This is a genomic window from Nocardioides ultimimeridianus (assembly GCF_054777895.1).
Genome location: NZ_BAAHAB010000004.1, coordinates 31,496 through 56,162, shown reverse-complemented (window position 1 = coordinate 56,162; position 24,667 = coordinate 31,496). Strand labels below are relative to the sequence as shown.

Here is a 24,667-nt window from a genome sequence, read left to right as displayed (position 1 = left end):
GTCAGCCGGCCGTGGTGATCGAGTCGTCGGTGATGCCTGCTGCGCGGCGGGCTGCCAGGCGCCGCTTCTGCGGCTCGACGGTGTAGCGCGGGTCCTTCGCGGAGTGCAGGCCGGCCTCGAACACCCCGAACCGGGTGAACGCCGAGGCGGTCATCAGCGCGAGCCCCGAGGCCACCGCGACGGGCCGCGACCGTCCGGCGAACAGCGAGCCGACGCCGCCGGCGATCGCCAGCCGCTCCGACCACTTCAACAGCCTTCCGGGCGTGCCGTGGTGCAGGGGCTCGAGCAGCACCGGGTCCATCCGGCTCTCCATGTACTTCATGGCGATGATGTCGCCGACGACGCCGAGCTGCGCCAGCCGACGGGCCGGGCCGGTCTCGGCGACCGGCGTGGTGATCATGGCCAGACCGCCGGAGGCCAGCGACGCCGAGCTGATGAAGACGAACGGCAGGTCGCGGTGCGCACCGTTCCAGGTCGGTACGGCGGTGTCGGCGAGCAGCACGGCCGTGTACCCGGCCAAGGGCGGACCGAACAGCCCCGCCTCCAGGCCGGCCGGGCCCTCGATGATCCGCAGCAGCCTGCGCAGCGGGCCGAGCGGCAGCCGCTCCCCCATCATCCGGTCGACCTCGTTCGCCACGGCCCCGCTGAGGCCGAGGCTGAACGCGGTCAGGATCCAGGACCCGACGCTCATCGGCGAGGTGACCTTGAAGGTGCGCAGCATGTTGTAGAACCGCGAGGGCTTGCCCAGGTCGGCGACCAGGGCCGCTCCGGAGATGCCGACGGCGGTCATCGCGCCGAGCCGGGCGTTGCGGCGCAGGGTCTCGCGTCCCGTCAGCTGCGCACCGGCGGCGATGACGCCCGAGCCGCCGGCGACGCCACCGACGAACAGATAGAGCGCCACCGGCCACTCCCACGGCGGCGGCTTGACGATGTTGTGCCCGTAGTAGGAGCTGAACTCGACGGGCGGGACCATCGACTCCTCGTGGTTGCCGTTGCCGCCGGAGCGGAGGCCGGCGGCCCGCTTGCGCATGCCGCCGCGCCGCTTGCGCGGCATCTCCGGCGGGCGGACGCTGTCGTACGGCGAGGTGCTCATCGGCGGCCCTTGAGGAAGGAGAGGGTGGCTGCTCCGACCATGCCCAGCATCGCCATCCCGGCACGCTTGTACATGGTCGTCAGGTCGGCGGTGCAGACGCGCGGGTCCGGCGGCAGACCGTAGACCTCCGGCTCGTCGAGGAGCAGGAAGACCGAGCCGATGCCGCCGACGCCGTCGAGCTCGTTGGCGCCGTACAGGCGGGCCTCGGTCATGCCCTGCGCGTGCAGCTCGGCCACGCGCTCGCGGGCCTGGGCGACCATGTCGTCGTGGTCGCCGAACTTGATGGAGGTGGTCGGACAGGTCTTCGCGCACGCCGGCGTCTCGTCGTCGAGCAGCCGGTCGTAGCACAGCGTGCACTTCTGGGCGACGCCTCGCTTGGGGACGTCGGGCTGCTCGCCCTTGCGCTGGCCCTCGCGGGTCGTCGGCGCCGCCGTACCGTCGCTGCGTCGCTCCACGACACCGAAGGGACACCCGCCCACGCACGTCCCGCAGCCGTTGCAGACGTCGGCCTGGACGACGACGGTGCCGAACTCGGTGCGGAACAGCGCTCCCGTCGGGCACACGTCCAGGCAGCCGGCGTGCGTGCAGTGCTTGCACACGTCGGAGGCCATCAACCAGCGGAACTCCGGGGTGTCGGGCACGTACGGCTCGGAGCCCGCCTCGGTCGGCGTCCGTGCGCCCGCGCCGTCGGCGGCGCGCAGGGTGGGCATCCCCAGCTCGACCAGCGCCCGCCCCGACGCCTTCGCCTCCGCGATCCGCTCGGCGCCCTGCTCGATGAACGCCACATGCCGCCACGTCGAGGCGCCCAGCGCCTGGGTGTTGTCGTAGGACCACCCGGTCAGCTCCAGGTCACCGTCGCGCGGGTTCTCATTCCACTGCTTGCAGGCGACCTCGCACGCCTTGCAGCCGATGCAGATGGAGGTGTCGGTGAAGAACCCCTTGCGCTGGTGGTGGGTGTGCCAGTCGACGTCGGCGATCGGGTCGGTCGGCCCCGCGAGCTGCCCCATCAGTCCTCCTGTTCGACGTGCTCGGCATGCCGCGTGATGCGGATGTTGTCGGTCTCGATGGTGACTCCCCCGCGCTCCTGGTAGGCCCGGACCAGCGCGAGCAGGTCGGCGCCCTGCGGCCGGCGGCCGGCGATGACGTCGCAGGAGCCGACCTTCGACTCCTGGATCTGGGTGTTCGGGTCGAGCGTGACGCCGATCAGGTCGTTGGCGGCGTCGCCCTCGACGACCGCGTCGCTGCCCTGGCCCCAGTGGTAGGGCAGGCCGACCTGCTGGACCTCACGGCCGTTGATCGTCAGGGTCTTGACCCGCTCGGTCACCAGGACCCGCGCCTCGATGGCGGCACGCGGGGAGATGATCGTGGCCCACCCGCCGTTCTCGAGACCGCGCTCGGCGGCCAGCTCCGGGGAGATCTCGCAGAACATCTCCGGCTGCAGCTCGGCGAGGTACGGCGACCAGCGGCTCATGCCACCGGCCGTGTGGTGCTCGGTGAGCCGATAGGTCGTGAACACGTACGGGTAGACGCCGGCACCCGGGTCGCCGAAGCTCGGCGCGTCCAGGTTGTCCTCGCGGGCGAACATGACGCGTGTGGGTGCCTGCTGCTGACCGTAGAGCGCGTTGCCGACCGGCGACTCCTGCGCCTCGAAGTGCGTCGGCAGCGGGCCGTCGACCAGGCCGTGCGGCGCGAACAGCCAGCCCTTCCCGTCGGCCTGCATGATGAACGGGTCGTCGCCGGCGAGCGCGGCGGCACCGCCCAGGTCCGGGTCCGGCCGGGCGTGCGGCGCCCGGTCCACCGGGAAGTCCGGTACGTCGGGCCCGACCCAGCGGCCCTGCTCCTCGTCCCACCACAGGTACTTCTTGCGCTCGCTCCACGGCTTGCCGTCGGGGTCCGCGGAGGCACGGTTGTAGAGGATCCGGCGGTCGGCCGGCCACACCCACCCCCACTCGGACTGGGTGATGCCCGGTCCGCCGCCCGGCGTACGGCGAGCGGCGTGGTTGGTCGCGTCGGCGTACACGCCGGTGTAGATCCAGCAGCCGCCGGCGGTGCTGCCGTCGGGGCGCATCTGGGTGTACGACGTCAGGTTCTTGCCCTTGTCGGGACCGTCGACGTAGTAGCCGTTGATCTCCGACAGGACCGCCTCGGGGTCCGGGTTGCCGTGCTCGTCGAGCGGGTAGTCCCAGGTGACGTCGAGCAGCGGTCGATCGCGCTCGTCGGTGGAGCCGGCCAGCCGCTCGCGGATCCTGAGCCCGAGCTCGTAGAAGAAGTCGAGCTCGCTCTGGGCCTGGCCCGGCGGCTGCACCGCCTGGTGGCGCCACTGGACCATCCGCTGGGTCTGGGTGAACGACCCCGCCTTCTCCACGTGCGTGGCGGCCGGCATGAAGAAGACCTCGGTGGCGATGTCCTCGGTGCGCAGCTCACCCGACGCGATCTCCGGGCCCTCCTTCCACCAGGTCGCGGACTCGATCATGTTGAGGTCGCGCACGACCAGCCACTTCAGGTGCGACATAGCCAGCCGCTGCTGGCGGCTGTTCGCCGAGCCGACCGCCGGGTTCTGGCCCAGGATGAAGTAGCCGTCGACCCTGTCCTCGAGCATGTCGATGCACGTCTGATAGGTGCTGTGCGGGCCGTTGAGCCGGGGCAGGTAGTCGAAGCACCAGTCGTTCTCGGCGGTGGCGGCGTCGCCGAAGTAGGCCTTGAGCAGGCTGACGGCGTAGCTCTCGGCGTCGGCCCAGTAGCCCTTCTGCTTCTTGGACGCGATGCCGTCGACCCAGTCGCGGAAGGTGTCGTGCAGCCCGGCGGACGGCATCGGGAGGTAGCCGGGCAGCAGGTTGAACAGCGTCGGGATGTCCGTGGAGCCCTGGATGCTGGCGTGGCCGCGCAGTGCCATGATCCCGCTGCCGGGACGGCCGACGTTGCCCATCAGCAGCTGCAGGATGGCGGCGGTGCGGATGAACTGGGCTCCCTGGGTGTGCTGGGTCCACCCCGTCGCGTAGCCGAAGCACGTGGTGCGCTCGCGCCCGGAGTTGGCGGCGATCGAGTCGGCCAGGTAGGCGAACTCGGCGCGGCTGATGCCGCACATGCTCTCGACCATCTCCGGGGTGTAGCGGGTGTAGTGCCGCTTGAGGATCTGGAACACCGACCGGGGATGCTCCAGGGTCTCGTCGCGCAGGACGTTCGCATGCTCGAGCGAGGGCCCTCCGGAGCCGTGCTCGTCCCCCGCGGCCCGCTCCCCCGCGCTGGCGCCGTGCTCGACGTCGGCTCCGTGGTCCCGGATCGCGTCGCCCTCGGTGTCGTAGGCCCAGGTCGACCGGTCGTAGGTGCCGGTCTCCGGGTCGAAGCCGGAGAAGAGGCCGTCCAGGTCCTCGGCGTCGCGGAACTCCTCGTTGATGAGCGTCGCCGCGTTCGTGTAGGCGACGACGTACTCGCGGAAGTACAGCTCGTTGCTGAGCATGTGGTTGATCAGCGCGCCGAGCAGCACGATGTCGGACCCGGCCCGGATCGCGATGTGGCGGTCAGCGACGGCACCGGTGCGGGTGAAGCGCGGATCCACGTGGATCAGGCGGGCGCCGCGCGCCTTCGCCTCCGTCACCCACTGGAAGCCCACGGGATGGGCCTCCGCCATGTTGCCGCCCATCAGGACGATGCAGTCCGCGTTGGCCATGTCCTGCAGGGACTGGGTGGCGCCTCCGCGGCCGAACGAGGCTCCCAGACTGGGAACCGTGGCGGAGTGTCAAATACGGGCCTGGTTCTCGATCTGGATCGCTCCCGCGGCGGTGAAGAGCTTCTTGATCAGGTAGTTCTCCTCGTTGTCGAGGGTGGCCCCGCCGAGCGACGCGATGCCCATCGTGCGCCGCAGCTTGCGACCCTTGTCGTCGAGGTCCTGCCAGCCGCGGCGCCGGGCCTCGACGAAGCGGTCGGCGATCATGTCGATCGCGACGTCGCGGTCCAGGTCCGTCCACTCGGTGGCGTACGGCGCGCGGTAGCGGATCGTGGTGGTGCGCAGCGGGTTGTTGACGAGCTGCGCGCTCGAGGAGCCCTTGGGGCAGAGCCGGCCGCGCGAGATCGGCGAGTCCGGGTCGCCCTCGATCTGGATGACCTTCTCGTCCTTGACGTAGACCTTCTGCCCGCACCCGACGGCGCAGAAGGGGCACACGCTCTGCACGACCCGGTCGGCCGTCGCGTTGCGTGACTCCGTCGCCTTCGTCCGGGCGGACTGCACCGCAGGCCCACGGCCGAAGCGGTCACCCGAGCGCAGCTGGCGCAGGACCGGCCATTCGAGGGGACTCATGGACGCCATGGTTCGACACTAGCCGCGGCACGGTGCCGTGCAGAAGAGCGCCGTGGCGGGTTTGTCCGCAGCATCAAAGGCGGTTGTGAGCCCGCCGGCCCCGCGCCATGTTCACGGCGTACGACGCCGCGGCGAGCTCGGCGAGGGCGAAGGCGTCCGAGGTCGAGCGACCCGTCAGCTCCTGGATGCGGCGCAGGCGGTAGCGGACCGTGTTGGCGTGGCAGTGCAGCACCGTCGCGGCGGCCTCGGCGGAGCCGGCGGCGTCGAGGTACGCCGACAGCGTGTCGAGCAGCGCGTCGCGGTCGTCCGCGGCGAGCGCCAGCACGCTCCCCAGCACCTCCTCGGCCAGCCGGTCGCCCTCGGACGGCGACTGGGCCATGAGCGCCGCGAGCGGGCTGTCGGCGAACATCGTCACCCCGGTCGACCCCGCCGGTCGCATGGTGAGGGCCGCGCGGGCGAGTTGGAGCGCTCGCGGCGAGCCGCCGATGGCGCGGTAGCGCGGACTGACGCCGACGCGTGTCCGGGCGACGGAGCCGAGGATCTCGAGCATCTCCTCGACCCGTTTCTCCTGCACGGCGACGATGCCGAGCTGCAGCGCGGGCGTCAGCCGCCAGGCCGAAGCGATGTTGGCCGCCCCCAGCGCCGCCTCGATGCCCGGCAGCGCCTCCTCGGCGAGCCGGCGGGTCTCGGCGGCGACCACGACCAGGTCCCCGTCCGGCGGCAGCCCGAGCAGGGCCGCCGCGTCCCACGGCCCCGCCTCCGACGCGGTCTGGCCGGTGAGCACCGCCTCGACCAGCGCGCCACGTCGCCGCTGCTGCTTGAGCATCAGCTCGGCGGTCGTCAGCCGATAGGCCTCGGTCACCGCCACCGCGTGCTCGTCGGTCACCTGCCACACCCGGCTCGCGGCATCGAGCAGCACCGACTCCGACGAGGCGACGTCGCCGGCCCGCGCGCGGGCGACCAGTGCGTCCCACAGCGTCGCGAAGCTGATCCGGTAGGCCTGCAGGACCTCGGGCAGCGGAGCACCGTGCTCGGCGCGCCGGCGGCCGGTCGCCCTCGGCACCTCGAAGTCCAGCGGAGCCTCGGGATCGGCGAGCGCCGTGACCATGAACCGCATGTTCTGGTTGACCGATCGGGCCAGCTCCGCGGCCGAGACCAGGTCGCCGCTCGCGTACAGCGGGATCCGCTCGCGCACGATCGCGCAGGCCTGCGCGACGAGGACGGGCAGCTCGTCCTCGGCCCAGGCCGCCAGCTCGGCCAGCACAGGCTCCCCGACAGCACCCATCAGGACCACCTGGCATCGCACCGCAGCATGGCCGCGAATGTACCGCGTGGCGGACCCCTCCTCGGCGTACGAGAGACGTCGATGCCGACAGCGTCGCTTGTCCTCCCCCACAGTCCTCGACCGCAGCGATTCCGGGGCGCATGCGGGCCGTGATATCCCGAGGACATGCCCGACCACCACGTCGACGCGTCCGACACCGCTGCCGCCATCGGGTCGGGAGACGTCTCGTGCCTGGGTACGCCGCGGCTGCTCGCCTGGTTCGAGGCCGCGACCTGCGACGTGTCCCAGGCGCTCCTCGACGAGAGCCAGACCACCGTGGGCACGGCGGTCGAGCTCGAGCACCTCGCACCGTCGCCGGTCGGCAGCGCGGTGAGCGTCACGGCGACGATCCGCGAGCAGACCGCCCGCTGGATCGACTACGACGTGACGGCCGTGGAGCCGGTCAGTGGCCGCCTCCTGGCACGCGGGACGGTCACCCGCGCGATCGTGGACCGCAGGACCTTCCTCGACCGGCTCGGCCAGGTGGCTACGGACGGGTCCGATCGCGGATCACGTAGGTGACGACGAAGCCGCAGAGGACCCCGAGCATGGTGCCCAGTGCGCGGGTCTCGATCAGCTCCCGCACGCCGATCGGCGCGGCCAGCTCGGTCATCAGCATGATCATCGGGGTGAAGAAGCCGAGCGCGAGCGTGTAGCTCGCCGCCATGAAGAGCTCGGCGGGGAACAGCAGGACCACGACGGCCACCGCGAGGGACCGCGGACCCAGGCCCGATGCGAGCAGCAGCGCGGTGATGCCCAGCCCCGCGACGGTGCCCACGATGCGTTGCACCCCTCGCCAGAACCGGCCGCGCGGGTCGGCCGCGGCCAGCGTCACCGCGGCACCGGCGATCGCCCAGTTGACATGGCTCAGCCCGACGACGAGCGCCAGGCAGCCGGCGAGCGCCACGGCCACGGCGTACCGGACGGCGTGCAGCAGGGCCGCGGGCCGCGCCCGGACCCGTTGCTGCCGGAACGCCTGCGTCACCGCGCGCGGCGTGACCGGGTTGGCGTCACCGCCGGTGAGGCCGATGCCGATGGCGATCGCCGCGGCGGCGGCGGCGATGAGCCAGGCCGCGACCGGGTCCAGCAACGTCGGTGGCACGCCGGCCAGGGCGCCGAGCGCGAAGATCCCGTAGAACGGGCCTTCCGGGCGCAGCGCGAAGAAGTCGGCGACCAGCGAGCCGACGACCGAGTAGGCGGCCGCCGCGACGATCACCGTCGGCGCTCCGGCATGGGCGTGGGCCAGCAGGATCCCGACCGCGGTCCCGGTCAGCAGCAGCAGCGCTCCCTGCGACTGGTGCAGCAGCCGGACGACCCGCGAGTCGGTCCGGCCGTACATCCCGGTGAACGATCCGAACACCGCGTAGATGATGAGTGCCGGGCGGTCGAGGGCGACGAGGAACAGACCAGGGACGACGAGCCCTGCGGCCACCCGCACAGCGTGGGCCCGGTCGCTGGCCGAGACCCCGGGCCGCAGGCGGACGGCGCTCGTCATTGTTCTCACACCTTCTCGCAGTGCGGCAGTGGCGCCGATAGTGCCGTACGCCGCCGGGTGTCCGCCACCTCGTTGGCGGGTCGGACAACCGCCGTTGTCCCGCTCCTCGCCCCGCCGCTCAGCGGACCGCCGCCACGCCCTCCCCGGTCAGACCGGCTGCAGCCCGGCGATCTTCCAGGTGTCGCCGGTGTGCTGCATGGTGACCTCGACCCGGCTCCCGGAGACCGACTGGCGCTGGGCCTTGTTCGTGGTGGTCTGGGTGAGGAAGACGAGCACCACGACCTCGTCCGCGTCGCCGGAGACGACGCCGGCGCTGGAGACCTCGGCGTCGGTGCTGATGCCGTTCCTGGTGGCGGTCGGCCGGACGACGCTGGAGAGGATCTTGGCGTAGTCGGCGGCGAAGCTGCCCGTGGTCTGCTGGTTGGCGACCGCGAGGTCGGACGCGAGGCTCTCGACGCGGTAGGACAGCAGGGCCGGCACCCGGGTCTTCGCCGCGGCGAGCGCGTCGGTGCGGGCATCGGCACTCGCCTGGGCACCGCGGGCGCCGAGGAACGTGATCACGACGGCGGCCAGGGCGAGCGCGAGGACGGCCGCGATGGCGGCCGCGCGGGTACGCGGGTTGCTCATGACACCAGCTCCAGTCCCGACACCAGCCAGGTGCCGTCGGTCTTCTGCAGGCTGACCTGCAGTCGGTAGTTGCGCGGCTGCGCGGCGGCCGTGCTCCTGTTCCTCACCGTGCCGGCAGCGGCGACGATGACGGTCGCCCGGTCGTCGCCGTACGACGCGATGCCGGCCGAGACCACCGAACCGGTCGCCGACACCTTGTTGCTGTCGAGTGCCTTCCGCAGCCTCTCGGACTGCTTGCCGAGCTGTGCCTTGAAGTCGGCGGTGGCGCGACCCAGGAGCGTGTCGATGTCGGCCTGCGAGGTGGAGGCGTTGATGCTGATCAGCCCGGTCACCTCGGCGGACGCCACCGTGATCGCCGCGGCCCGGTCGTCCTGCTGCCGGTCCAGGTGCCACCAGGCATACCCGCGCCAGCCGGCGATGGCGAGCAGCGCGACGGCGACGACGCCGGCCGCGGTCTCCCGCCAGCGGCCGCGAAGGCCGCGCGCGGCGTCGCTCGGATCGAGCGGCGCGGTGCTGGAGGTGGTGCTGGAGGTGGTGCTGGATTCGGTCATGGTGTCGCTCACGGGGTCAGTCCCAACGGTCCGAGGACGAGGATCTTCCAGCTGTTGCCGGAGGGGGTGGTCGAGGTGCCGCGGCCCAGGGCCAGGTCGTAGGCGGTGGTCGCGGACGGGGAGACGAGCTGGCGCGCCCCGCGGAACCGGATCCCGCACGAGGACGGGAGCGGGCCGCGGGACGAGGAGTTCGGGCACGGCAGGTTGCGTACGCCGCGCACGACCATCGGGTTCGACGACGCGACCGCGCAGTGGGCCAGCGTGTCGACCTTGCGGGTCTCGCGCGCGGCGGGGCTGCGGCGCTCGGCCGGCGGCAGGTAGCCCGTCGTACAGGTGGCCGGGTCGTCGAACGTGGTGCGGATGTCGAGCTGGACGTCACCCTCGGCGGCCCGCGGGTTCACCGAGGACTGCAGCCGGGCGATCGTCGCCGGGTAGACGACCAGCGTCTCCTTCAGCTCGGGGAGGTAGGTCCGCAGCACCGAGGCGTCGGTGGTCAGGTTCGTCAGCAGCGTGGGCAGGATCGGCTGCAGGCTGTCGATCGTCGAGCTGAGCGAGTCGAGGCCCGGCGCCCCGTTCGCCAGCAGCCCGCGCAGGTCGCCGTCGTGCGTGGCGACCGCCGTCGACAACGCGTCCAGCGAGCGGGCGTAGGCGCCGGTGTAGCGGCTCAGCGCGACCTGGGTGCCGAGCACCGGCTGCAGCGAGGCGATCAACGAGGTGGTCGCGTCGACCTGCTGCTGCGCGGCGGCGAGCAGGATGCTGGTGGAGTCGATGACACCGCCGAGGTCGCGACCGGTGCCGCCGAGTCCCTGGCCGACCTCGTCGAGCACCCGGGTCGTCTGCTGCTTCGGCACCGACCTCAGCAGCGTGTTGAGCTTGTCGAGGACCGGGGTGATCTGGGGCATCTCGATCGCGCGGTCGGGCGGGATCACGGCGCCGTCGGCGAGGTACCGGCCGCTCTCGGTGCCGGTGCCGGTGAGGTCGACGTACTGCTCGCCGATCGCGGAGGTGCTGTGCAGCTGGGCGATGGCGTCGGCCGGGATCCTGGTGCCGTTGTCGATGCGCAGGACGGCGACGGTGCCGGTCGGCGACAGCTCCAGGGAGGCGACCTGGCCGACCTTGACGCCCTCGTAGGTCACCAGCGCCTTGGGGTAGAGACCGCTGGCGTCGTTGAAGTCGACCGAGACGTTGTAGACGCCGACGCCGACCATGGCCGGGATCCGGGCGTAGACGAACACCGTCATCCCGATGGCGAACGCGGCCAGGACCGTGAAGATCCGCAGCTGGTTCTTGACGAGTCTGGTGAGGAGCATCAGCACAGTCCGATCAGCTGGAGGAGGCAGGACGAGCCCGCCGGGGTGCTCGGCGTCGTGCTCGGCCCAGGCGTGGCCGACGGCTGCGGGGAGCGGTGCTTCCCGGCCCCGCTCGCCGTGCTGCCGGAGCTCGTGCCTCCGCTGAGCGGAGCCTGCACCGGGTCGGTGAGCTGGTTCGCGATCGGCAGCCCGCCGAGGAGCCGGCCGACGTCGGGCAGGCTCCCGGTGCGCAGGTCGAGGGTGAGGAACAGGTTCGCGTAGTCGCCGCGGACCGCGTTCGCGGTGGTCATCGCCGGGAACGGGATGGTCAGCCCGATCTTCAGCGCATCCGGCAGCCGGCTGCTGGCCTTGCCGAGGTTGGTCAGGATCGGGACGAGCGCGTTCACGTTGCCGAGCAGCGCCTGCCGGCTCGCGCGGACGACGCCGACCGCGCGGACGCTCGCATGGCCGGCCGCCGTGAGCGCCCGGACCAGTCGCACCCGCTCCTGCTCGAGGACCTTCAGGCCGGGGGCGATCCGGTCGATCGCGGTGCCGATCCGGTCCCTGTCGTCGCGCAGGCTGCTGCTGAGCCGGTTGAGCGAGTCGAGGGCGGTGACGACGGCACCCTTGTTGCGGTCCAGTACGCCGAGCAGCCGGTTCGCGTCCCGCACGAAGGCCCTGGTGTCGGGCACCCGCTGGTGCAGCGCGGTCGAGAGCTGGCCGGTGATGGTGCTGATCTGGGACAGGCCGCCGTTGTTGAGCAGCAGCGCGACGCCGCCGAGGACCTGCTCGGTCGAGGGGTAGCTGCCGGTCTGCGAGGCGGGGACCACGGTGCCGTCGGCCAGCCGGGCCGCGGAGCGCGCCCCGACCGGGTCGGTGACATCGACGTACTGGGCGCCGAGGAGGGTCTTCTGACCGATCGAGAACATCACGTCCTTCGACAGGGGCACGTCCTTGCGCAGCCGCAGGGTGACGACCGCCTGCCAGTCCTCCTCGTCGATGGAGGCGACGGTGCCGATGGTGACGTCGTCCTTCTGGACCGTGGAGTTCGGCACCAGGTTCTCGACCTGGTTGAAGTGGACGGTCACGGTGTAGCCGTCGCTGCCCACCCCCACCTGCCCGGGCAGGGTGTTGTCGTTCGGCTGGATCTGGCAGCCCGAGGCGGTCAGCCCGACGAGCACGACGCCGGCGGCGGCCCTGCGGCGCCAGCCGCGGAGGCCCCTCATCACTGGCCTCATCGCTGGCCTCCCGTTCCGAGCAGGCCGGACAGCAGCCCGTCCAGGCCCTGGGTGGTGCCCTGGACCGTGCCCCCGAGCCCACCGGACCCGCCACCCTTCGCCGTGCCCGGCCCCGTCGCGGTCGTGCCGCCGTGCGGGATGCCGGGGACCGACAGGCTGGACAGGCCGAGCAGCTTCAGCAGCGGCTGGAGCGCCGCCGAGCACTGGGCGGCGGTGCCACCCGATCCCATGATCGAGCCGCAGATCAGCTGCGGCACATTGTCGAAGTTGGCGAGCGCGGCGCGGGCGGTGATCGCCTGGTTCTCGATGATGTTGGACAGGTCGACCAGCGAGTGCGGTGCGACGTGCAGCACCCCGGCGAGCTGATTGGACCGCGAGGCGATCGTCGCCGCCGTGGTGTTCAGGTCACCCAGCGAGCGGGTCAGCCGGGCGCGGTGGTGCCGGAAGAACGTCCTGGTCGTGCGCAGCACGGTGCCCAGGTCACGCATGACGCCGGTGAGGTTGCGCCGGTTGGCGGCCAGGACGCCGCTGGCGCCGGTGAGCTGCTGGGTGAAGCCGCGGACCGCCGCGTCGTTCAGCGCGAGGTTGCGGGTGAAGGTGTTGAGGTTGGCGATCGTCGAGAACAGGTCGCCGCGCCCGTTGGACAGCGAGCTCGCGGCGCCGCGCAGCTCGCGGATCGCGTTGCGCAGCTGGGTCGCGTTGCCGTGTCGCAGGCTGCGGTCGATCGCGTCGATGGCGGTGGCGAGGGCACCCTTCCTGCCGCCCTGCGGACCGAGTGCGGTGGTCAGGTCGGTCAGCTGCTGCTTGACGGCGTCGAAGCTGAGCGGCACCGCGGTGCGCGCCTCCGGGATGGAGTCGCCGTCGCCGAGCCTCGGTCCGCCGGCGTACGCCGGGGTGAGCTGGACGAAGCGGCCGCTGACCAGGCTGGGCGACACGATGGCCGCCCGGGCGTCCTCGGGGATCGGCTGGCCGGAGTCGACCGACAGGCTGACGACCACGCCGCCGTCGGTCGGCTCGAGGGCCGTCACCTTGCCGACCTTGACCCCGAGGACCTTGACGTCGTCGCCGACGTACAGACCCTCGCCGCTGGCGAACGTCACCTTGATCGTGGTGGAGCTGCCGTCATGCAGCAGCTTGAACCCGACCACCGCGACGAGCAGCACCGCGGTCAGAGCCACGATCCGGCGCGGGGAGAGGATCCGGGCGAGCGCGTTCACTGGGTCACTCCCGAGATGATCGGTGCCAGGGTTCCCGGCGAGGTGAGGTTCTGGACGTAGGCGTCGAACCAGGGCCCGCTGCCGATGGCCTCGCCGAACGCCGTCGCGTACCCGCGCAGCCCGGTGATGGTGGCCTGCAGGTTCTTCCGGTTCCTGTTCAGTACGCCGAGCAGCCGGTCGAGCTCATCGAGGGCCGGCCCGAGGCGGCCGTCGTTCTCGGCCAGCACCAGGCGCAGCTGGTTCGCGAGCCGGCGCCCGTCGCGCAGCAGCGCCACGACGACGGACTGGCGGGCGGTGAGCTCGGCGAGCAGCGCACGGCCGGAGGTCAGCAGCGGGGTGATCTCCCTGTTCCTGCTGGCCAGGACGGCGGTCACCCTGTTGGCGTGGCCGAGCAGCGAGCGCAGGTTCGCGTCGTTGCTGGAGATCGCCGAGGACAGCGAGACGATGCCGCGCAGCGCCGGGCCGACGGAGCTCTGCGAGGTGTCGAGCGTCGTCGACAGCTGCTCGAGCGCTCCCTTGAGCTGGGACTTGTCGATCGCGGAGGTCTTCACCGTGAGCTCGTTGAGCGCGCTGGTGATGTCGTACGGCGAGGACGTCCGCTCGACCGGGATGGTGTCACCGGCCTGCAGGTCACCGCTGCCCGCCGGGACCAGCTGCACGCCGGCCCGCCCGAGCAGGGTGATGGTGATGATCGCTGCCGTGGTCTCGTCGCCGAGACGGAGCTTGCTGTCGGTGATGACGGCGTCGGCGACCACGTGGGTGCCCTCGATCCGGATCGAGCGGACCTTCCCGACCTGTGCTCCGGAGACCAGCACCACGTCGCCGGCCTTGAGACCGCCGGCCTCGGCGAACTCCAGGTGGATCACGTCGTTGTTGCCGATCAGGGGCAGCTTGTTCAGGTTGAGGCTGGCGAGCACGACCAGCACGATGACGAGCGTGCCGAGGATGCCGCGGACGGCGAGGCTGCCGGGCGTCTTCATCGGGCACACCTCGCAGCTCCGGACGACGCGACCGGGATCGTGCCGGGGATGTCGGTGAGCACCTGGACCCCACAGAGGTAGAAGTTGAAGAAGCTGCCGAACGAGGCCGTGTCCTGGATCAGCGCGTAGTGCTTCGGCAGCTGAGCGAGGACCTGGTCGAGGGTCCCGGCGTTCTTGTTGACGCCGCGCGCGGCGACCGTGAGCCGGGTCAGGTCGGTGCCGAGCCCGGAGCGCGCCGACTGCAGCAGCGTCGCGGCCTCGTTCGCCAACGGGACGATCTGCGTCGCTGCGCCGATGACCTGCTTGTCCTGGTGCTGCAGGCCCACGACGAGCCGGGAGAGGTTCGTGATCAGCCGACCGAGGGCGCCGCGGCGCTGGTCGACGGTGCCGAGCACGGCGTTGAGGTTGCCGATCACCTGGCCGACGACCTGCTCGCGCGACCCGATGGCGGTGGTGAACGAGGCGACGTGCTGGATCAGCGTGCTCACGGCGGACTCCTGGCCCTGCAGCACCTGCACCAGCTCGCCGGACAGCTCGTTGATCTGAGCGGTGCTCAAGCCCGCGAACAGCGGCTTGAAGCCGTTGAGCAGGTCGTCGAGGTCGAGGGCCGGCTTGGTGCGGGAGACCGGGATGGTGCCGCCGACCGCGAGCGGCGGCGCGTTGCGGTTGCCGGTGGAGAGCTGCACGACCCGTTCCCCGATCAGGTTCTTGTACTGGATGGTCGCGTCGGTGGCGGTGTTCAGGCGCTGGTGGTCGGCCACGCTGAAGGTGACGTCGACGGAGTTGTCGGGCTGCACCTCGATGTCCTGCACCTTGCCGACGTCGACGCCGGCGACCCGGACCTCGTCGCCCACCTTCAGGCCGGAGACGTCGTCGAAGACCGCGTGGTAGGAGTTCCGGCTCCCCGGTCGGTACGACGCCGTGATGATGCCGACCCAGACGGTGAAGATCGCCGCGACGAGCAGGAAGATCGTGAACTTGATCAGGTCGGCGCGTTCGCGCTTGCGCAGTGCGCTGCTGCCCCTCATCGCGCGCTCCCGCCGGCGAGCTGGCCGAACAGCGCGGTCAGCGAGTCCTGCCTGGTCGCGGTCGACGTACCGGTGGCATAGGGGTTGGCGCCGGTGCGGAAGCTGGTTGCGGGCCGCGCCGCCTCGCCCGGGGTGACGTAGGGCAGGCCGTAGCAGGCCGGGCCGCGATCCTCGCCGAGCGTCGGCAGATTCCCCGGGTAGGTGTACGGGTCGCGTCCGGGCACCAACCGGCTGATCGTCGTGACGCCGGGGTTGGTGCCGCCGACGGCCGCCTCGGCGAGCCGGTTCACCGACGCCAGCCCGAGGATCGTGCAGGGCAGCTCGGGCGAGTAGCGGGCCAGGACGGCGGTCACCGGCCGCAGCGTGGTGAGGCTGGTGACGATGCCGTGCCGGGTGAGCCCGAGGAAGGTGTCCGCCTTGCCGCTGAAGGAGGTGAGGCTGAGCTCGAGCGCCTGGAGCGAGGCCTGCTGCTGCACGAGGGTCTGCGACGTCGTACCGAGGTTGGCGAAGGTGTTCACCAGGTCGTGCTCGGAGCGCGCATAGGTGTCGACGACGTCGTCGGTGCGACCGAGGTCGGAGCTCAGCGTCCGCAGCGACGGGTTGAGCGAGCGCAGGTAGGTGTCGGTCTGGGTGATCAGGCTGCCGATCAGCTCGCCACGGCCGTCGACGGCGCCCGCCACCGCCGAGAGGGCCTGGTTGACCTGTGCCGGGTGGGCCGCGTTCAGCACCGCGGTGAGGTTCTCGAAGGCGTCGTCGACCTCCACGGTCACGTGGGTCGCGTCGATGACGTCACCGGCCGCCATCCTGGCGGTGCCCGCGCCGGCCGCCGACGTGAGCTGCACGTACTTCCCGCCGAAGGCGGTGGGCGGCACGATCTGCGCGGTCACCGCCGCCGGCACCCGGGCGACGTCGCCGGAGTTCATCGCGAGGCGTACGTCGACGCTCCTGCCGTCGGTCGTGATCGTGTCGACGTGACCGACCTGCACGCCGCGGTACTTCACCGGTGCGCCGTGCGCGAGCGTGAGCCCGGCGCGGCCGGTGTGCACGTCGACGGGGACGGTGGACTGGAACACGCCCTTGTAGCTCGCGATGGTCGCGGCGATGACGCCGGCGATGAGCAGGACGAAGACGATCCCGTAGAGGGTCTTGCGGTCGAGGAGATGCATGTCGCTCACCCCGCGATGTGGACCGACGGACCGCCCCAGATGGCGATACCGAAGACCAGGTCGACGAACATGGAGCAGATCAGGGCCGAGCGGACGGCGCTGCCGACCGCGCGGCCGACTCCGGCGGGACCGCCGCTGGCCCGGAAGCCGTGGTAGCAGCAGATCGAGACGATGACGAGCGCCATGATCAGCACCTTCAGGATCGACAGGAAGAGGTCGCTGGGGATCAGGAACGTGTCGAAGTAGTGCTGGTAGGTCCCGGGCGGCTGGTGGTAGCCGACCGTCACCACGAGCCGGGTCGCGAGCCAGCAGGTCATCAGCGAGATGGTGAACAGCGGCACCACCGCGATCAGCCCGGCCAGGATCCGGGTCGTCACCAGGTACGGCACCGACGGGACGGCCATCACCTCGAGCGCGTCGATCTCCTCGCTCACCCGCATCGCGCCGATCTGGGCGGTGAAGCCCGCACCGACGGTCGCGGTGAGCGCGACGCCCGCGATGATCGGGGCCACCTCGCGGGTGTTGAAGTACGCCGAGAAGAACCCGCTCAGCGCCGAGACGCCGATGTTGTCGAAGGAGGTGTAGGCCTGCAGCCCGACCTCGACGCCGGCCGCGGCGGTCAGGAAGCCGACCACCAGGACGGTGCCGCCGATCATCGCCAGCGCACCGGAGCCGAGGGCGACCTCGGCGAGCAGCCGGACGATCTCCTTGGGGTAGTGCTTGATCACCATCGGGAAGTGGCTGTAGGAGCGGCCGTGGAACGCGAGCTGGTCACCGAGCTCGCGCAGCGCTCCGGCCGGCCTGCCGATCATCTTGAGGGCCTTGCCGCCCATCTCCTTGCCCAGGGCGTGGTCGGACATCTCAGGCTCCCAGCTTCAGCTGCAGGAACAGCGCGCTGAGCACGCTGTTGGTGGCGAACAGCTGCATGAACGCGAACACCACGGTCTGGTTCACCGCGTCGCCCACGCCCTTCGGCCCGCCCTTGGCGTTCAGGCCGAGGTAGCAGGCGGTCAGGCCGGCGAGCAGCCCGAAGGCAGCCGCCTTGATCTCGGCCTCGAGGAAGTCGGGCAGCTGCACGAGCAGGGTCAGGTCGTTGAGGTAGAGCCCGGGCGTCGCGCCCTGGAGCACCACCGAGAAGAAGTAGCCGCCGAGCAGGCCGACCACGGTCACCATGCCGTTCAGCGCCACGCCCAGCAGCGTGGACGCCACGACGCGGGGCACGACCAGGCGCTCGATCGGGTTGATCCCGAGGGTCACCATCGCGTCGATCTCCTCGCGGATCTTGCGCGACCCAAGGTCCGCGCAGATCGCGGTCGCTCCCGCACCCGCGACCACGAGGACCGAGACGATCGGCCCGATCTCGCGGACCACCGCGACGGCCGCTCCCGCGCCGGCCAGGTCGACCGCGCCGATCTGGATGAGCAGCTGGTTGACCTGGAAGATGATCACCACGCAGAACGGGATCGAGACCAGCAGGCCGGGCACCAGCGACACCGTCGTGATGAACCACGCCTGGGAGATGAACTCCTGGAAGTGGAACTTCGTGGTGAACAGCGTCTTGAAGGTCCTGCCCACGAAGCCGTAGAAGTCACCGAAGGTGCTGAAGGTCTTGAAGATCATCGTGCCCTGGAACGCGTCCTTCGCGATCGCGCGGGCACCCGGGGACATCCCGGCGGGTCCGGACCGGTCGGCGACCGGTGGCGTGGTGGCGGTCACGAGCAGGCTCCCCCGCCGATGACGGTGAGCGGGAGCCGCAGGGCCGCCGGCGCGGTGGGCGGTACGACGGGGAAGCTGGGGCTGACCGCGCGCACGTCGGCGTACGTCGCGCCCAGCTCGGGACGGGCGTCCGGCTCGCCGTGGTTCGGCCACAGCGCCATCGCCCGCTCCGCCTGGGCGGTGATGGTCAGGCTCGGGTTGACGCCGAGGTTCGCCGAGATCGCGGCGCCGTCGACCACGTGCAGGCCCGGCTGGCCGTAGACGCGGTGATAGGGGTCGATCACGCCGGTCTCGGCGGAGTCGCCGATCGGGCAGCCGCCGAGGAAGTGGGCGGTCATCGGGATGTTGAAGATCTCGCCGGTGGTGCCGTAGGAGCCGCCGTCGATCTTGGTGCTGATCGAGCGGACGACCTCGTTGCCGACGGGAATCCAGGTCGGGTTGGGCTCACCGTGACCCTGCTTCGACGTGAGGCTGATCCTCGAGAGCCGCCCGAGCCGGCGCCTCTTCGGGAACACCGTGATCGAGTTGTCGCTGGTCTGCATGACCAGCGCGATGATCGTGCGCTCCGGCCAGCTGCCGAGACCGCCGACCGTGGAGAGCAGCAGCAGCGGGTGGCGCAGCGCCTGCCCGACCCAGCGCAGCCAGCGCGGACCGCGGCCCTCGCCGTCGGTCATCAGCGTCAGCAGCAGACCCATCAGGCCCGAGCCGTGGCCGTAGCGGACCGGCTCGACGTGCGTGACGTCGTCGGGGTGGATCGAGGAGGTGATGGCGACACCGTGGTGGAAGTCGTACTTGTCCTTGTTCCGCATCTTCGTGCTCGACGCGCACAGCGCCTCGGAGTTGGTGCGCGTGAGGTGACCGAGCCGCGACGAGAGGTGCGGCAGGTCGCCCGACCGCGCGCCGCCGTGCAACAGCTCCTGGGTCCCCCAGGTGCCGGCGGCCAGGACCACCTGCGCGGCGGTGACCGTCGCCGTCGTGCGACGCACCGACGCGCCGCTGCGGTGCGTCACCACGTCGTAGCCGCCCCCGGGACGCGCCACGATCGCGTCGACCGTGGTGCGCTCGCGGATCTCGGCGCCGGCCTTCTCGGCGAGGTACAGGTAGTTCTTCAGCAGCGTGTTCTTGGCGTTGTGCCGGCAGCCGGTCATGCACTCGCCGCACTCGGTGCACCCGGTGCGCTCGGGTCCGGTGCCGCCGAAGAAGGGGTCGGCGAAGGACGTCCCGGGCTGCTTGGTCCCGTCCGGGCCGAAGAAGACTCCGATCGGGGTCGGGCGGTAGGTGTCCCCCACGCCCATCTCGTCGGCGACCTGCTTCATGATCTCGTCGGAGGCGGTGACGGTCGGGTTGGTGACGACGCCCAGCATCCGCTTGGCCTGGTCGTAGTACGGCGCCAGCTCCTGCTTCCAGTCGGTGATGTGGGCCCACTGCGGGTCGGTGTAGAAAGCGTCCGACTTCGGCTCGTAGAGGGTGTTGGCATAGACCAGGGAGCCGCCGCCCACGCCGGCACCCGCGAGCACGACGACGTCGCGCAGCAGCCGGATGCGCTGGATCCCGAAGCAGCCGAGGCGCGGTGCGTACAGGAACTTGCGCACGTCCCACGACGTCTTCGCGAACTCCTCGTCGGCGAACCGGCGGCCCGCCTCCAGGACCAGGACGCGGTAGCCCTTCTCGGTCAGCCGGAGGGCGGTGACCGAGCCGCCGAACCCGGACCCGATCACGACGACGTCGTACTCGTGCTTCGACATGGTGCCTCCTGGCTCGGGCGGTGCGGAGCAGTCATCCCACCAGTGACGGTCACCACACGGCTTGGGGTCAGCGGCCAAACATTCACCTCGGCGTTGTCGGCCTGCACAGACGGCGCGATCGGCCGCGACCGATCGCCCCGGGATCCCCACCATCGGCCGAGCGGAGCGGTAGCGTCGCGCGGGTGGTGAGCAACGACGCTGTGCCCAGTGGCCTCGAGCCGTGGCTGTTGTCCTACGTGGCCGAGCAGGCCCAGCCGGCCCAGGTCGACGCCTGGGTGGAGCGGGTCACCGGGGCGATCCTCGCGGAGATGCCGGAGATCCGGCGGGTCGAGGGCCTGGAGGAGCTGCTGAGGGTCACGGTGCGCGAGCACTGGGTGGCCTTCCTCGCCGACTTCGCCCAGCCGGCGCAGCACTTCCGGCTCGTCGACGCCGCGCAACGGCTCTCGGCGACGGTCGCCCAGCTGCAGTTCCCGCTGGAGAACCTCATCCAGATCTACCGGGTCGCGCAGCAGGAGGTCTGGCGCTACGTCATCGAGGTCATCAAGGAGCTCGAGCGCGGCGACTTCGACCGCGCCGACCTGCTCATGTACTTCTGGAACCGGGCCGGGGTGTGGCTCGACAAGTCGATCAGCGTCTCGATCGAGATCTACCAGGCCGAGCGCACCAAGGTCCTGGCCGGGGTCGACGCCCGGCGCTACGACACCGTCCAGGCCGTGCTGGCCGGCCAGATGGACGACGTACGCCGGATCTCATCGGCCCTCGGCGGCTACCCGATCTCCGCGCACCACACCGCGATGGTTCTCGCGTGCGACGACGACGACGCCATCGCCCGGCTCGAGCAGGTGGCGCTGGATCTCGCGCGCAGCGTCGGCTCGGGCAACCCGCTGCTGGTCCGCCCCGGCGGCCGGCGGCTCTGGGTGTGGATCGCGACCCGCGACCCGATCAGCACCGAGACGCTCGTCGAGACCTTCCACGGCGTGGACCGCGGCGCCACGGTCGTGGGCGTCGGTACGCCGTCGCACGGTGTCCGCGGCTTCGCCGACAGCCACACCGAGGCCCTCGGGGCGCTGCAGGTCATCGGGACCCGGTCGGCCGCGCACATCAACGTGTACGCCGACGTGGAGCTGCTCGTCCTGCTCGGCTGCAGCGCCGGGGTGGATCGCTTCGTGGCGCGCATCCTCGGCGACCTGGCCGGCGAGGAGGAGAGCGCGCAACGGATCCGCGAGACCCTCGACGCCTACCTGACCAGCGGCGGGAACGTGGACGAGTCGTCGCGCCGGCTGATGGTCCACCGCAACACCATCCGGTACCGGCTCGGCCAGGCCGAGGAGCTCCTCGGCCGCCCGATCGGCAAGATCAGCACCGAGATCTCGCTGGCCCTGCGGCACCTGAGCGCCTTCCACCCCGACGGCTCGCTGGGGCAGTGACGTCCGGGCCGGCGGGCCGGAGCGCACCCGCCCCGGCCCACGGCTCAGCGTCCCCGCTCGTCCTCCACCATCGAGGTCAGGATCCGGCGCGCCCGCAGCGCGGCACGGTCGGCCTTGACGTTGAAGTAGCGCCGCGGCGTCGGGTCCTCGTCGAGGCAGCGCTGCATCGTCTCGAGCACGGCGATGTCGCGGTCGGCCATCTCGTGGAAGACGGCGGCCAGCGCCTGGCCCGCATCGGGCGAGACCGCGGGGCCGCGCCACGAGATCTGCAGGAAGACGTGGGTGGCGCCGTCGCGCTCCGGCGTGAAGCCGTGGCTGCGCACCAGCTCCAGCTCGGGGCCGTCGGGGCCGGTGATCGTGTAGGTCTGCTTGTGCAGGCCGGGGGTCACGAACGTGCCCGTCTCCGTCCGGCCGAACGACGCGGCGCTGTCGAGCCCGCAGACCTGGGCCTCCCACGGTGCCAGCGGCGCCTTGGGCAGCTCCCGGGTGTAGGACACCGAGACCTCGGAGACCTCCACCTCCTCCAGCGGCGGCAGCGCCTCGATGCCGGGCGGCACCATCTCGGGGTGCATCGCGAACACGTTGGTCAGGTCGAGGTAGTGCTCGTGCAGCAGCGGCAGGTCGGCGGCCACGGTGCGCCGCTCCCCCACGCTGCTCCAGCCGTCGCCCTGCAGCCAGGGTGTCGCCGGCGGCGTACGCAATCGCTCGCCGCCGGGCGTGCCGGTCCAGATCCAGACGAACGGCCCGCGCTCGACGACGGGGAACGCGCGCACCCGGGCGCCCGAGGGGACCGCGTCCTGGGAGGGCACCCGCACGCAGCGACCCGTCGCGTCGTAGGTGCAGCCGTGGTAGCCGCACACGATCAGGTCGCCCTCGCGGTGGCCGGCCGACAGCGGGTAGGGACGGTGCGCGCAGCGGTCCTCGAGCGCGGCCACCGAGCCGTCGGCGAGCCGGAGGAGCACGACGTGGGTGTCGAGGAGGCGTCGGGCGAGCAGGCCCGCGCCGACCTGGTCCAGCTCGTCGCTCGTGGCGGCGACGTACCAGCAGTCCTGGGGGTAGCTCATACGTCCAGCACCAGCTTCTTCGACAGGGAGCGGGAGACGCAGAGCATGATCGTGTCGCCACGCTCACGCTCGGTCTTGGACAGGATCGAGTCGCGGTGGTCGGGCGTTCCCGCGACCACGTCGACCTCGCAGGTGCCGCAGATGCCCTCCATGCAGGAGCCCAGCACGTCGACACCGGCCCGTTCGACCGCGTCGAAGATCGAGGTGCCCGCGGGCACCGTCACGGTCACCCCGGAGCGCGAGCACTCGACCTCGAAGGAGTCGAGCGCGTCCTCGGACGCCGCGACCGCCTTGGCCGCGAAGCGCTCGAGATGCAGGCTGCCGTCCGGCCACCCCGCACACCCGTCCTCGACGGCGTCGAGGAGCGGGCCGGGACCGCAGCAGTAGACCAGGGTGTCCGGCTGCGGCGTCCCGAGCACGGACTCGAGGTCGAGCAGGCCCTTGTCGTCCTGCGGCCAGACCGTCACCCGGTCGTCGCCCTCGAGCCGGTCGAGGAACGCCATCGACGCGCGGGAGCGGCCGCCGTACAGCAGGCTCCACTCGGCACCGCGCGCCTCGGCCGCCTCGATCATCGCCAGGATCGGGGTGATCCCGATGCCGCCGGCGATGAACTGGTAGCGCGGCGACGCGACGAGCGGGAAGTGGTTGCGCGGTCCGCGCACCCGCACGGTCGCGCCCTCGGTCAGTTTCTCGTGGACGTACGCCGAACCGCCGCGGCTGCCCGGGTCGCGGAGCACGCCGACCTTCCACGACGACTCGTCGGCGGAGCTGCCGCACAGGGAGTACTGCCGCGTGAGCGACGGGCTGAGGACGAGGTCGACGTGCGCGCCGGCGGTCCAGGGCGGGAGCGGTCCGCCCGCCGGGTCGACGAGCGTGAGCTCCACGATCCCGTCGGCCGCCTCCCGGCGAGCCGCGACCTGCAGGTCGAGCTCGCTCTCGGTGGTGCCGGTGACCCAGCCCTCGCGCGAGCCGTGCCGCGCGGGCGCAGCGGCGACGGACGGCTGCTCGGCGGGCCGGCGACGCGTGCTCTTCTGGCCCAGCGGCGTGAGGGTGACCATCATCTTGTCGTAGCCCCGGACGAAGTTCGACTGGACGTACTCGGGCTCCTCCACGACCTCGATGTCCTCGAAGCGCGCCAGCAGCTCCTCCCACAGGATGCGCAGCTGCAGCTCGGCGAGCCGGCTCCCCATGCACCGGTGGACACCGATGCCGAAGGAGAGGTGGTGGCGGGCGTTGGGACGGTCGATGATGAAGTCGTCGGGGTTCTCGAACGTGCGCTCGTCACGGTTGGCCGAGGCGTACCACATGACGATCTTGTCGCCCTTGCGGATGAACTGGCCGTTGAGGACGGTGTCCTGCTTGGCGATGCGGCGCATGTAGGCCAGCGGCGTCTGCCACCGGATGATCTCGGGGACGAGCTTCGCGATCAGGCCGTGGTCGGCCTTGAGGCGGTCGAACTGGTCCGGGAACCGGTTGAGCGCGTACACGCCGCCCGACATCGAGTTGCGGGTGGTGTCGTTGCCGCCCACCACCAGCAGGATGAGGTTGCCGAGGAACTCCATCGGCCGGTTGATCAGGTCCTTGGTGTCCTCGGACATCTGCATCAGGGTGATCAGGTCGTAGCCGGGCTTCTCCCCCGCGGCCAGCCGCGCGGCCTTGTCGTGCCAGAGGGCGCTGAAGCTCTGCGCCATGTCGGCGACGCCCCGGTACATCGCGTCGGTGTCGCTGTCGCCGCCGGTGGTCGAGGCGGCCGCGGCCGTCAGGTCGGTCCACTGCACGAGCTTGCGGCGCTGGTCGTAGGGGAAGTCGAGCAGGGTGGCGAGCATCCGCGAGGTCAGCTCGATGCTGACCTTGTCGACCCAGTCGAACGGCTCGTTGACGGGCAGGTCGTCGAGGACCTCCGCCACCCGCGAGCGGATCAGGCCCTCCATCTCCTCGAGGTTCTGGGGCGCCACGACCCCCTGGACGGCGCCGCGCTGCTGGTCGTGCCGCGGCGGGTCCATGGCGATGAACATCTCGATGTCCAGGCCCTCGGGCGGGGTGCCGATGATGATCTGCGGCTCCGCCGAGAACCGCTCGTAGTCCTTGTCCACGGTGACGATGTCGTCGTACCGGGTGATCGACCAGAACGGGCCGAAGGGGCTGTTGGCCTGGTAGTGGACCGGCGCCTCGTCCCGCAGCCGCTTGAAGTACGACGACCACTGGCCCTGGCGGTACAGGAAGGGGTTGCTGACGTCGATCTCGGTCAGCTCGAGCTCGTCGACGTCGGGGATCGTCTGCTCGACGAAGACCGGCTGCCGATCGCCGACGACCCGGCGCTTGGCGCGCTGGTACAGGTGCAGGCCCTGGACCTGCCGCTTCATCGGGATCGTCGCTTGGGCCTTGTTGATGACCTGGTCGAGAACGCTCATGG

At 71.2% G+C, this 24,667-nt stretch carries 20 protein-coding genes; 2 read left to right on the top strand and 18 right to left on the bottom strand.

Going from position 1 to position 24,667, the window contains the following annotated elements:
- Nucleotide 1: 1 nt before the first annotated feature.
- From nrfD to ACYU8V_RS02645, 4 genes are all read right to left on the bottom strand, one after another.
- Nucleotides 2–1,093, bottom strand: a complete 1,092-nt coding sequence (gene nrfD / locus ACYU8V_RS02660; RefSeq protein WP_460844938.1) for an NrfD/PsrC family molybdoenzyme membrane anchor subunit — start codon at nt 1,091–1,093, stop codon at nt 2–4.
- Nucleotides 1,090–2,100: a 4Fe-4S dicluster domain-containing protein gene (locus ACYU8V_RS02655; RefSeq protein ID WP_460844937.1), complete on the bottom strand. Its 1,011-nt coding sequence runs from the start codon at nt 2,098–2,100 to the stop codon at nt 1,090–1,092. Before ACYU8V_RS02655 ends, nrfD begins: the two co-directional genes overlap by 4 nt.
- Nucleotides 2,100–5,396, bottom strand: a complete 3,297-nt coding sequence (gene fdh / locus ACYU8V_RS02650; RefSeq protein WP_460844935.1) for a formate dehydrogenase — start codon at nt 5,394–5,396, stop codon at nt 2,100–2,102. Before fdh ends, ACYU8V_RS02655 begins: the two co-directional genes overlap by 1 nt.
- Nucleotides 5,397–5,460: 64 nt before the next feature.
- Nucleotides 5,461–6,672 carry a PucR family transcriptional regulator gene (locus ACYU8V_RS02645; protein ID WP_460844934.1) on the bottom strand — a complete coding sequence of 404 codons (1,212 nt, stop codon included), beginning with the start codon at nt 6,670–6,672 and terminating at the stop codon, nt 5,461–5,463.
- Nucleotides 6,673–6,837: 165 nt separating this feature from the next.
- Here ACYU8V_RS02645 and ACYU8V_RS02640 point away from each other — a divergent pair, with 165 nt between their 5' ends.
- On the top strand, nt 6,838–7,233 hold the full coding sequence (locus tag ACYU8V_RS02640; RefSeq protein ID WP_460844932.1) for a thioesterase family protein: 396 nt from the start codon (nt 6,838–6,840) through the stop codon (nt 7,231–7,233).
- On the opposite strand, the gene ACYU8V_RS02635 is transcribed toward ACYU8V_RS02640, so the two are convergent.
- From ACYU8V_RS02635 to ACYU8V_RS02580, 12 genes are all read right to left on the bottom strand, one after another.
- Nucleotides 7,199–8,143: an FUSC family protein gene (locus tag ACYU8V_RS02635; protein ID WP_460844930.1), complete on the bottom strand. Its 945-nt coding sequence runs from the start codon at nt 8,141–8,143 to the stop codon at nt 7,199–7,201. The genes ACYU8V_RS02640 and ACYU8V_RS02635 overlap by 35 nt on opposite strands.
- Before the next feature lie 210 nt (nt 8,144–8,353).
- Nucleotides 8,354–8,833: a hypothetical protein gene (locus ACYU8V_RS02630; RefSeq protein ID WP_460844928.1), complete on the bottom strand. Its 480-nt coding sequence runs from the start codon at nt 8,831–8,833 to the stop codon at nt 8,354–8,356.
- Nucleotides 8,830–9,384 (bottom strand): hypothetical protein, encoded by a 555-nt coding sequence (locus ACYU8V_RS02625; RefSeq protein WP_460844926.1) that lies wholly within the window; start codon nt 9,382–9,384, stop codon nt 8,830–8,832. The genes ACYU8V_RS02630 and ACYU8V_RS02625 overlap by 4 nt, the downstream gene beginning before the upstream one ends.
- 8 nt (nt 9,385–9,392) lie before the next feature.
- Nucleotides 9,393–10,694 carry an MCE family protein gene (locus tag ACYU8V_RS02620; RefSeq protein ID WP_460844925.1) on the bottom strand — a complete coding sequence of 434 codons (1,302 nt, stop codon included), beginning with the start codon at nt 10,692–10,694 and terminating at the stop codon, nt 9,393–9,395.
- Nucleotides 10,694–11,899: an MCE family protein gene (locus ACYU8V_RS02615; protein WP_460844923.1), complete on the bottom strand. Its 1,206-nt coding sequence runs from the start codon at nt 11,897–11,899 to the stop codon at nt 10,694–10,696. Before ACYU8V_RS02615 ends, ACYU8V_RS02620 begins: the two co-directional genes overlap by 1 nt.
- Nucleotides 11,900–11,907: 8 nt before the next feature.
- Nucleotides 11,908–13,128, bottom strand: a complete 1,221-nt coding sequence (locus ACYU8V_RS02610) for an MCE family protein (RefSeq protein WP_460844922.1) — start codon at nt 13,126–13,128, stop codon at nt 11,908–11,910.
- Nucleotides 13,125–14,108, bottom strand: coding sequence for an MCE family protein (locus ACYU8V_RS02605; RefSeq protein ID WP_460844921.1), 984 nt, complete (start codon nt 14,106–14,108; stop codon nt 13,125–13,127). Before ACYU8V_RS02605 ends, ACYU8V_RS02610 begins: the two co-directional genes overlap by 4 nt.
- Nucleotides 14,105–15,136, bottom strand: coding sequence for an MCE family protein (locus tag ACYU8V_RS02600; protein WP_460844919.1), 1,032 nt, complete (start codon nt 15,134–15,136; stop codon nt 14,105–14,107). The genes ACYU8V_RS02605 and ACYU8V_RS02600 overlap by 4 nt, the downstream gene beginning before the upstream one ends.
- Nucleotides 15,133–16,302: an MCE family protein gene (locus ACYU8V_RS02595; protein ID WP_460844917.1), complete on the bottom strand. Its 1,170-nt coding sequence runs from the start codon at nt 16,300–16,302 to the stop codon at nt 15,133–15,135. Before ACYU8V_RS02595 ends, ACYU8V_RS02600 begins: the two co-directional genes overlap by 4 nt.
- A 5-nt stretch (nt 16,303–16,307) precedes the next feature.
- On the bottom strand, nt 16,308–17,162 hold the full coding sequence (locus ACYU8V_RS02590) for an ABC transporter permease (RefSeq protein ID WP_460844916.1): 855 nt from the start codon (nt 17,160–17,162) through the stop codon (nt 16,308–16,310).
- Nucleotide 17,163: 1 nt separating this feature from the next.
- Nucleotides 17,164–18,018, bottom strand: a complete 855-nt coding sequence (locus tag ACYU8V_RS02585) for an MlaE family ABC transporter permease (protein WP_460844915.1) — start codon at nt 18,016–18,018, stop codon at nt 17,164–17,166.
- A complete protein-coding gene (locus ACYU8V_RS02580) occupies nt 18,015–19,763 on the bottom strand; it encodes an FAD-dependent oxidoreductase (protein WP_460844913.1) in 1,749 nt (582 codons plus the stop codon). The genes ACYU8V_RS02585 and ACYU8V_RS02580 overlap by 4 nt, the downstream gene beginning before the upstream one ends.
- A gap of 182 nt (nt 19,764–19,945) precedes the next feature.
- Between ACYU8V_RS02580 and ACYU8V_RS02575 the strand changes: the two genes are divergently transcribed.
- On the top strand, nt 19,946–21,190 hold the full coding sequence (locus ACYU8V_RS02575; protein WP_460844912.1) for a PucR family transcriptional regulator: 1,245 nt from the start codon (nt 19,946–19,948) through the stop codon (nt 21,188–21,190).
- Between the two features lie 44 nt (nt 21,191–21,234).
- Here ACYU8V_RS02575 and ACYU8V_RS02570 read toward each other — a convergent pair whose 3' ends face one another.
- Complete coding sequence (locus tag ACYU8V_RS02570) at nt 21,235–22,254, bottom strand: Rieske 2Fe-2S domain-containing protein (protein WP_460844910.1); 1,020 nt, start codon at nt 22,252–22,254, stop codon at nt 21,235–21,237.
- Complete coding sequence (locus tag ACYU8V_RS02565; RefSeq protein ID WP_460844909.1) at nt 22,251–24,665, bottom strand: cytochrome P450; 2,415 nt, start codon at nt 24,663–24,665, stop codon at nt 22,251–22,253. The genes ACYU8V_RS02570 and ACYU8V_RS02565 overlap by 4 nt, the downstream gene beginning before the upstream one ends.
- Nucleotides 24,666–24,667: the final 2 nt, after the last annotated feature.

What these genes read in the sequence shown, in the direction of transcription:
- ACYU8V_RS02630 (WP_460844928.1), bottom strand. Translation starts at nt 8,833, where the DNA reads ATGAGCAACCCGCGTACCCGCGCGGCCGCCATCGCGGCCGTCCTCGCG.
- ACYU8V_RS02580 (WP_460844913.1), bottom strand. Translation starts at nt 19,763, where the DNA reads ATGTCGAAGCACGAGTACGACGTCGTCGTGATCGGGTCCGGGTTCGGC.
- ACYU8V_RS02645 (WP_460844934.1), bottom strand. Translation starts at nt 6,672, where the DNA reads ATGGGTGCTGTCGGGGAGCCTGTGCTGGCCGAGCTGGCGGCCTGGGCC.
- ACYU8V_RS02655 (WP_460844937.1), bottom strand. Translation starts at nt 2,100, where the DNA reads ATGGGGCAGCTCGCGGGGCCGACCGACCCGATCGCCGACGTCGACTGG.
- ACYU8V_RS02625 (WP_460844926.1), bottom strand. Translation starts at nt 9,384, where the DNA reads ATGACCGAATCCAGCACCACCTCCAGCACCACCTCCAGCACCGCGCCG.
- ACYU8V_RS02590 (WP_460844916.1), bottom strand. Translation starts at nt 17,162, where the DNA reads ATGTCCGACCACGCCCTGGGCAAGGAGATGGGCGGCAAGGCCCTCAAG.
- ACYU8V_RS02615 (WP_460844923.1), bottom strand. Translation starts at nt 11,899, where the DNA reads ATGAGGGGCCTCCGCGGCTGGCGCCGCAGGGCCGCCGCCGGCGTCGTG.
- ACYU8V_RS02565 (WP_460844909.1), bottom strand. Translation starts at nt 24,665, where the DNA reads ATGAGCGTTCTCGACCAGGTCATCAACAAGGCCCAAGCGACGATCCCG.
- ACYU8V_RS02620 (WP_460844925.1), bottom strand. Translation starts at nt 10,694, where the DNA reads ATGCTCCTCACCAGACTCGTCAAGAACCAGCTGCGGATCTTCACGGTC.
- nrfD (WP_460844938.1), bottom strand. Translation starts at nt 1,093, where the DNA reads ATGAGCACCTCGCCGTACGACAGCGTCCGCCCGCCGGAGATGCCGCGC.
- ACYU8V_RS02640 (WP_460844932.1), top strand. Translation starts at nt 6,838, where the DNA reads ATGCCCGACCACCACGTCGACGCGTCCGACACCGCTGCCGCCATCGGG.
- ACYU8V_RS02605 (WP_460844921.1), bottom strand. Translation starts at nt 14,108, where the DNA reads ATGAAGACGCCCGGCAGCCTCGCCGTCCGCGGCATCCTCGGCACGCTC.
- ACYU8V_RS02570 (WP_460844910.1), bottom strand. Translation starts at nt 22,254, where the DNA reads ATGAGCTACCCCCAGGACTGCTGGTACGTCGCCGCCACGAGCGACGAG.
- ACYU8V_RS02600 (WP_460844919.1), bottom strand. Translation starts at nt 15,136, where the DNA reads ATGAGGGGCAGCAGCGCACTGCGCAAGCGCGAACGCGCCGACCTGATC.
- ACYU8V_RS02595 (WP_460844917.1), bottom strand. Translation starts at nt 16,302, where the DNA reads ATGCATCTCCTCGACCGCAAGACCCTCTACGGGATCGTCTTCGTCCTG.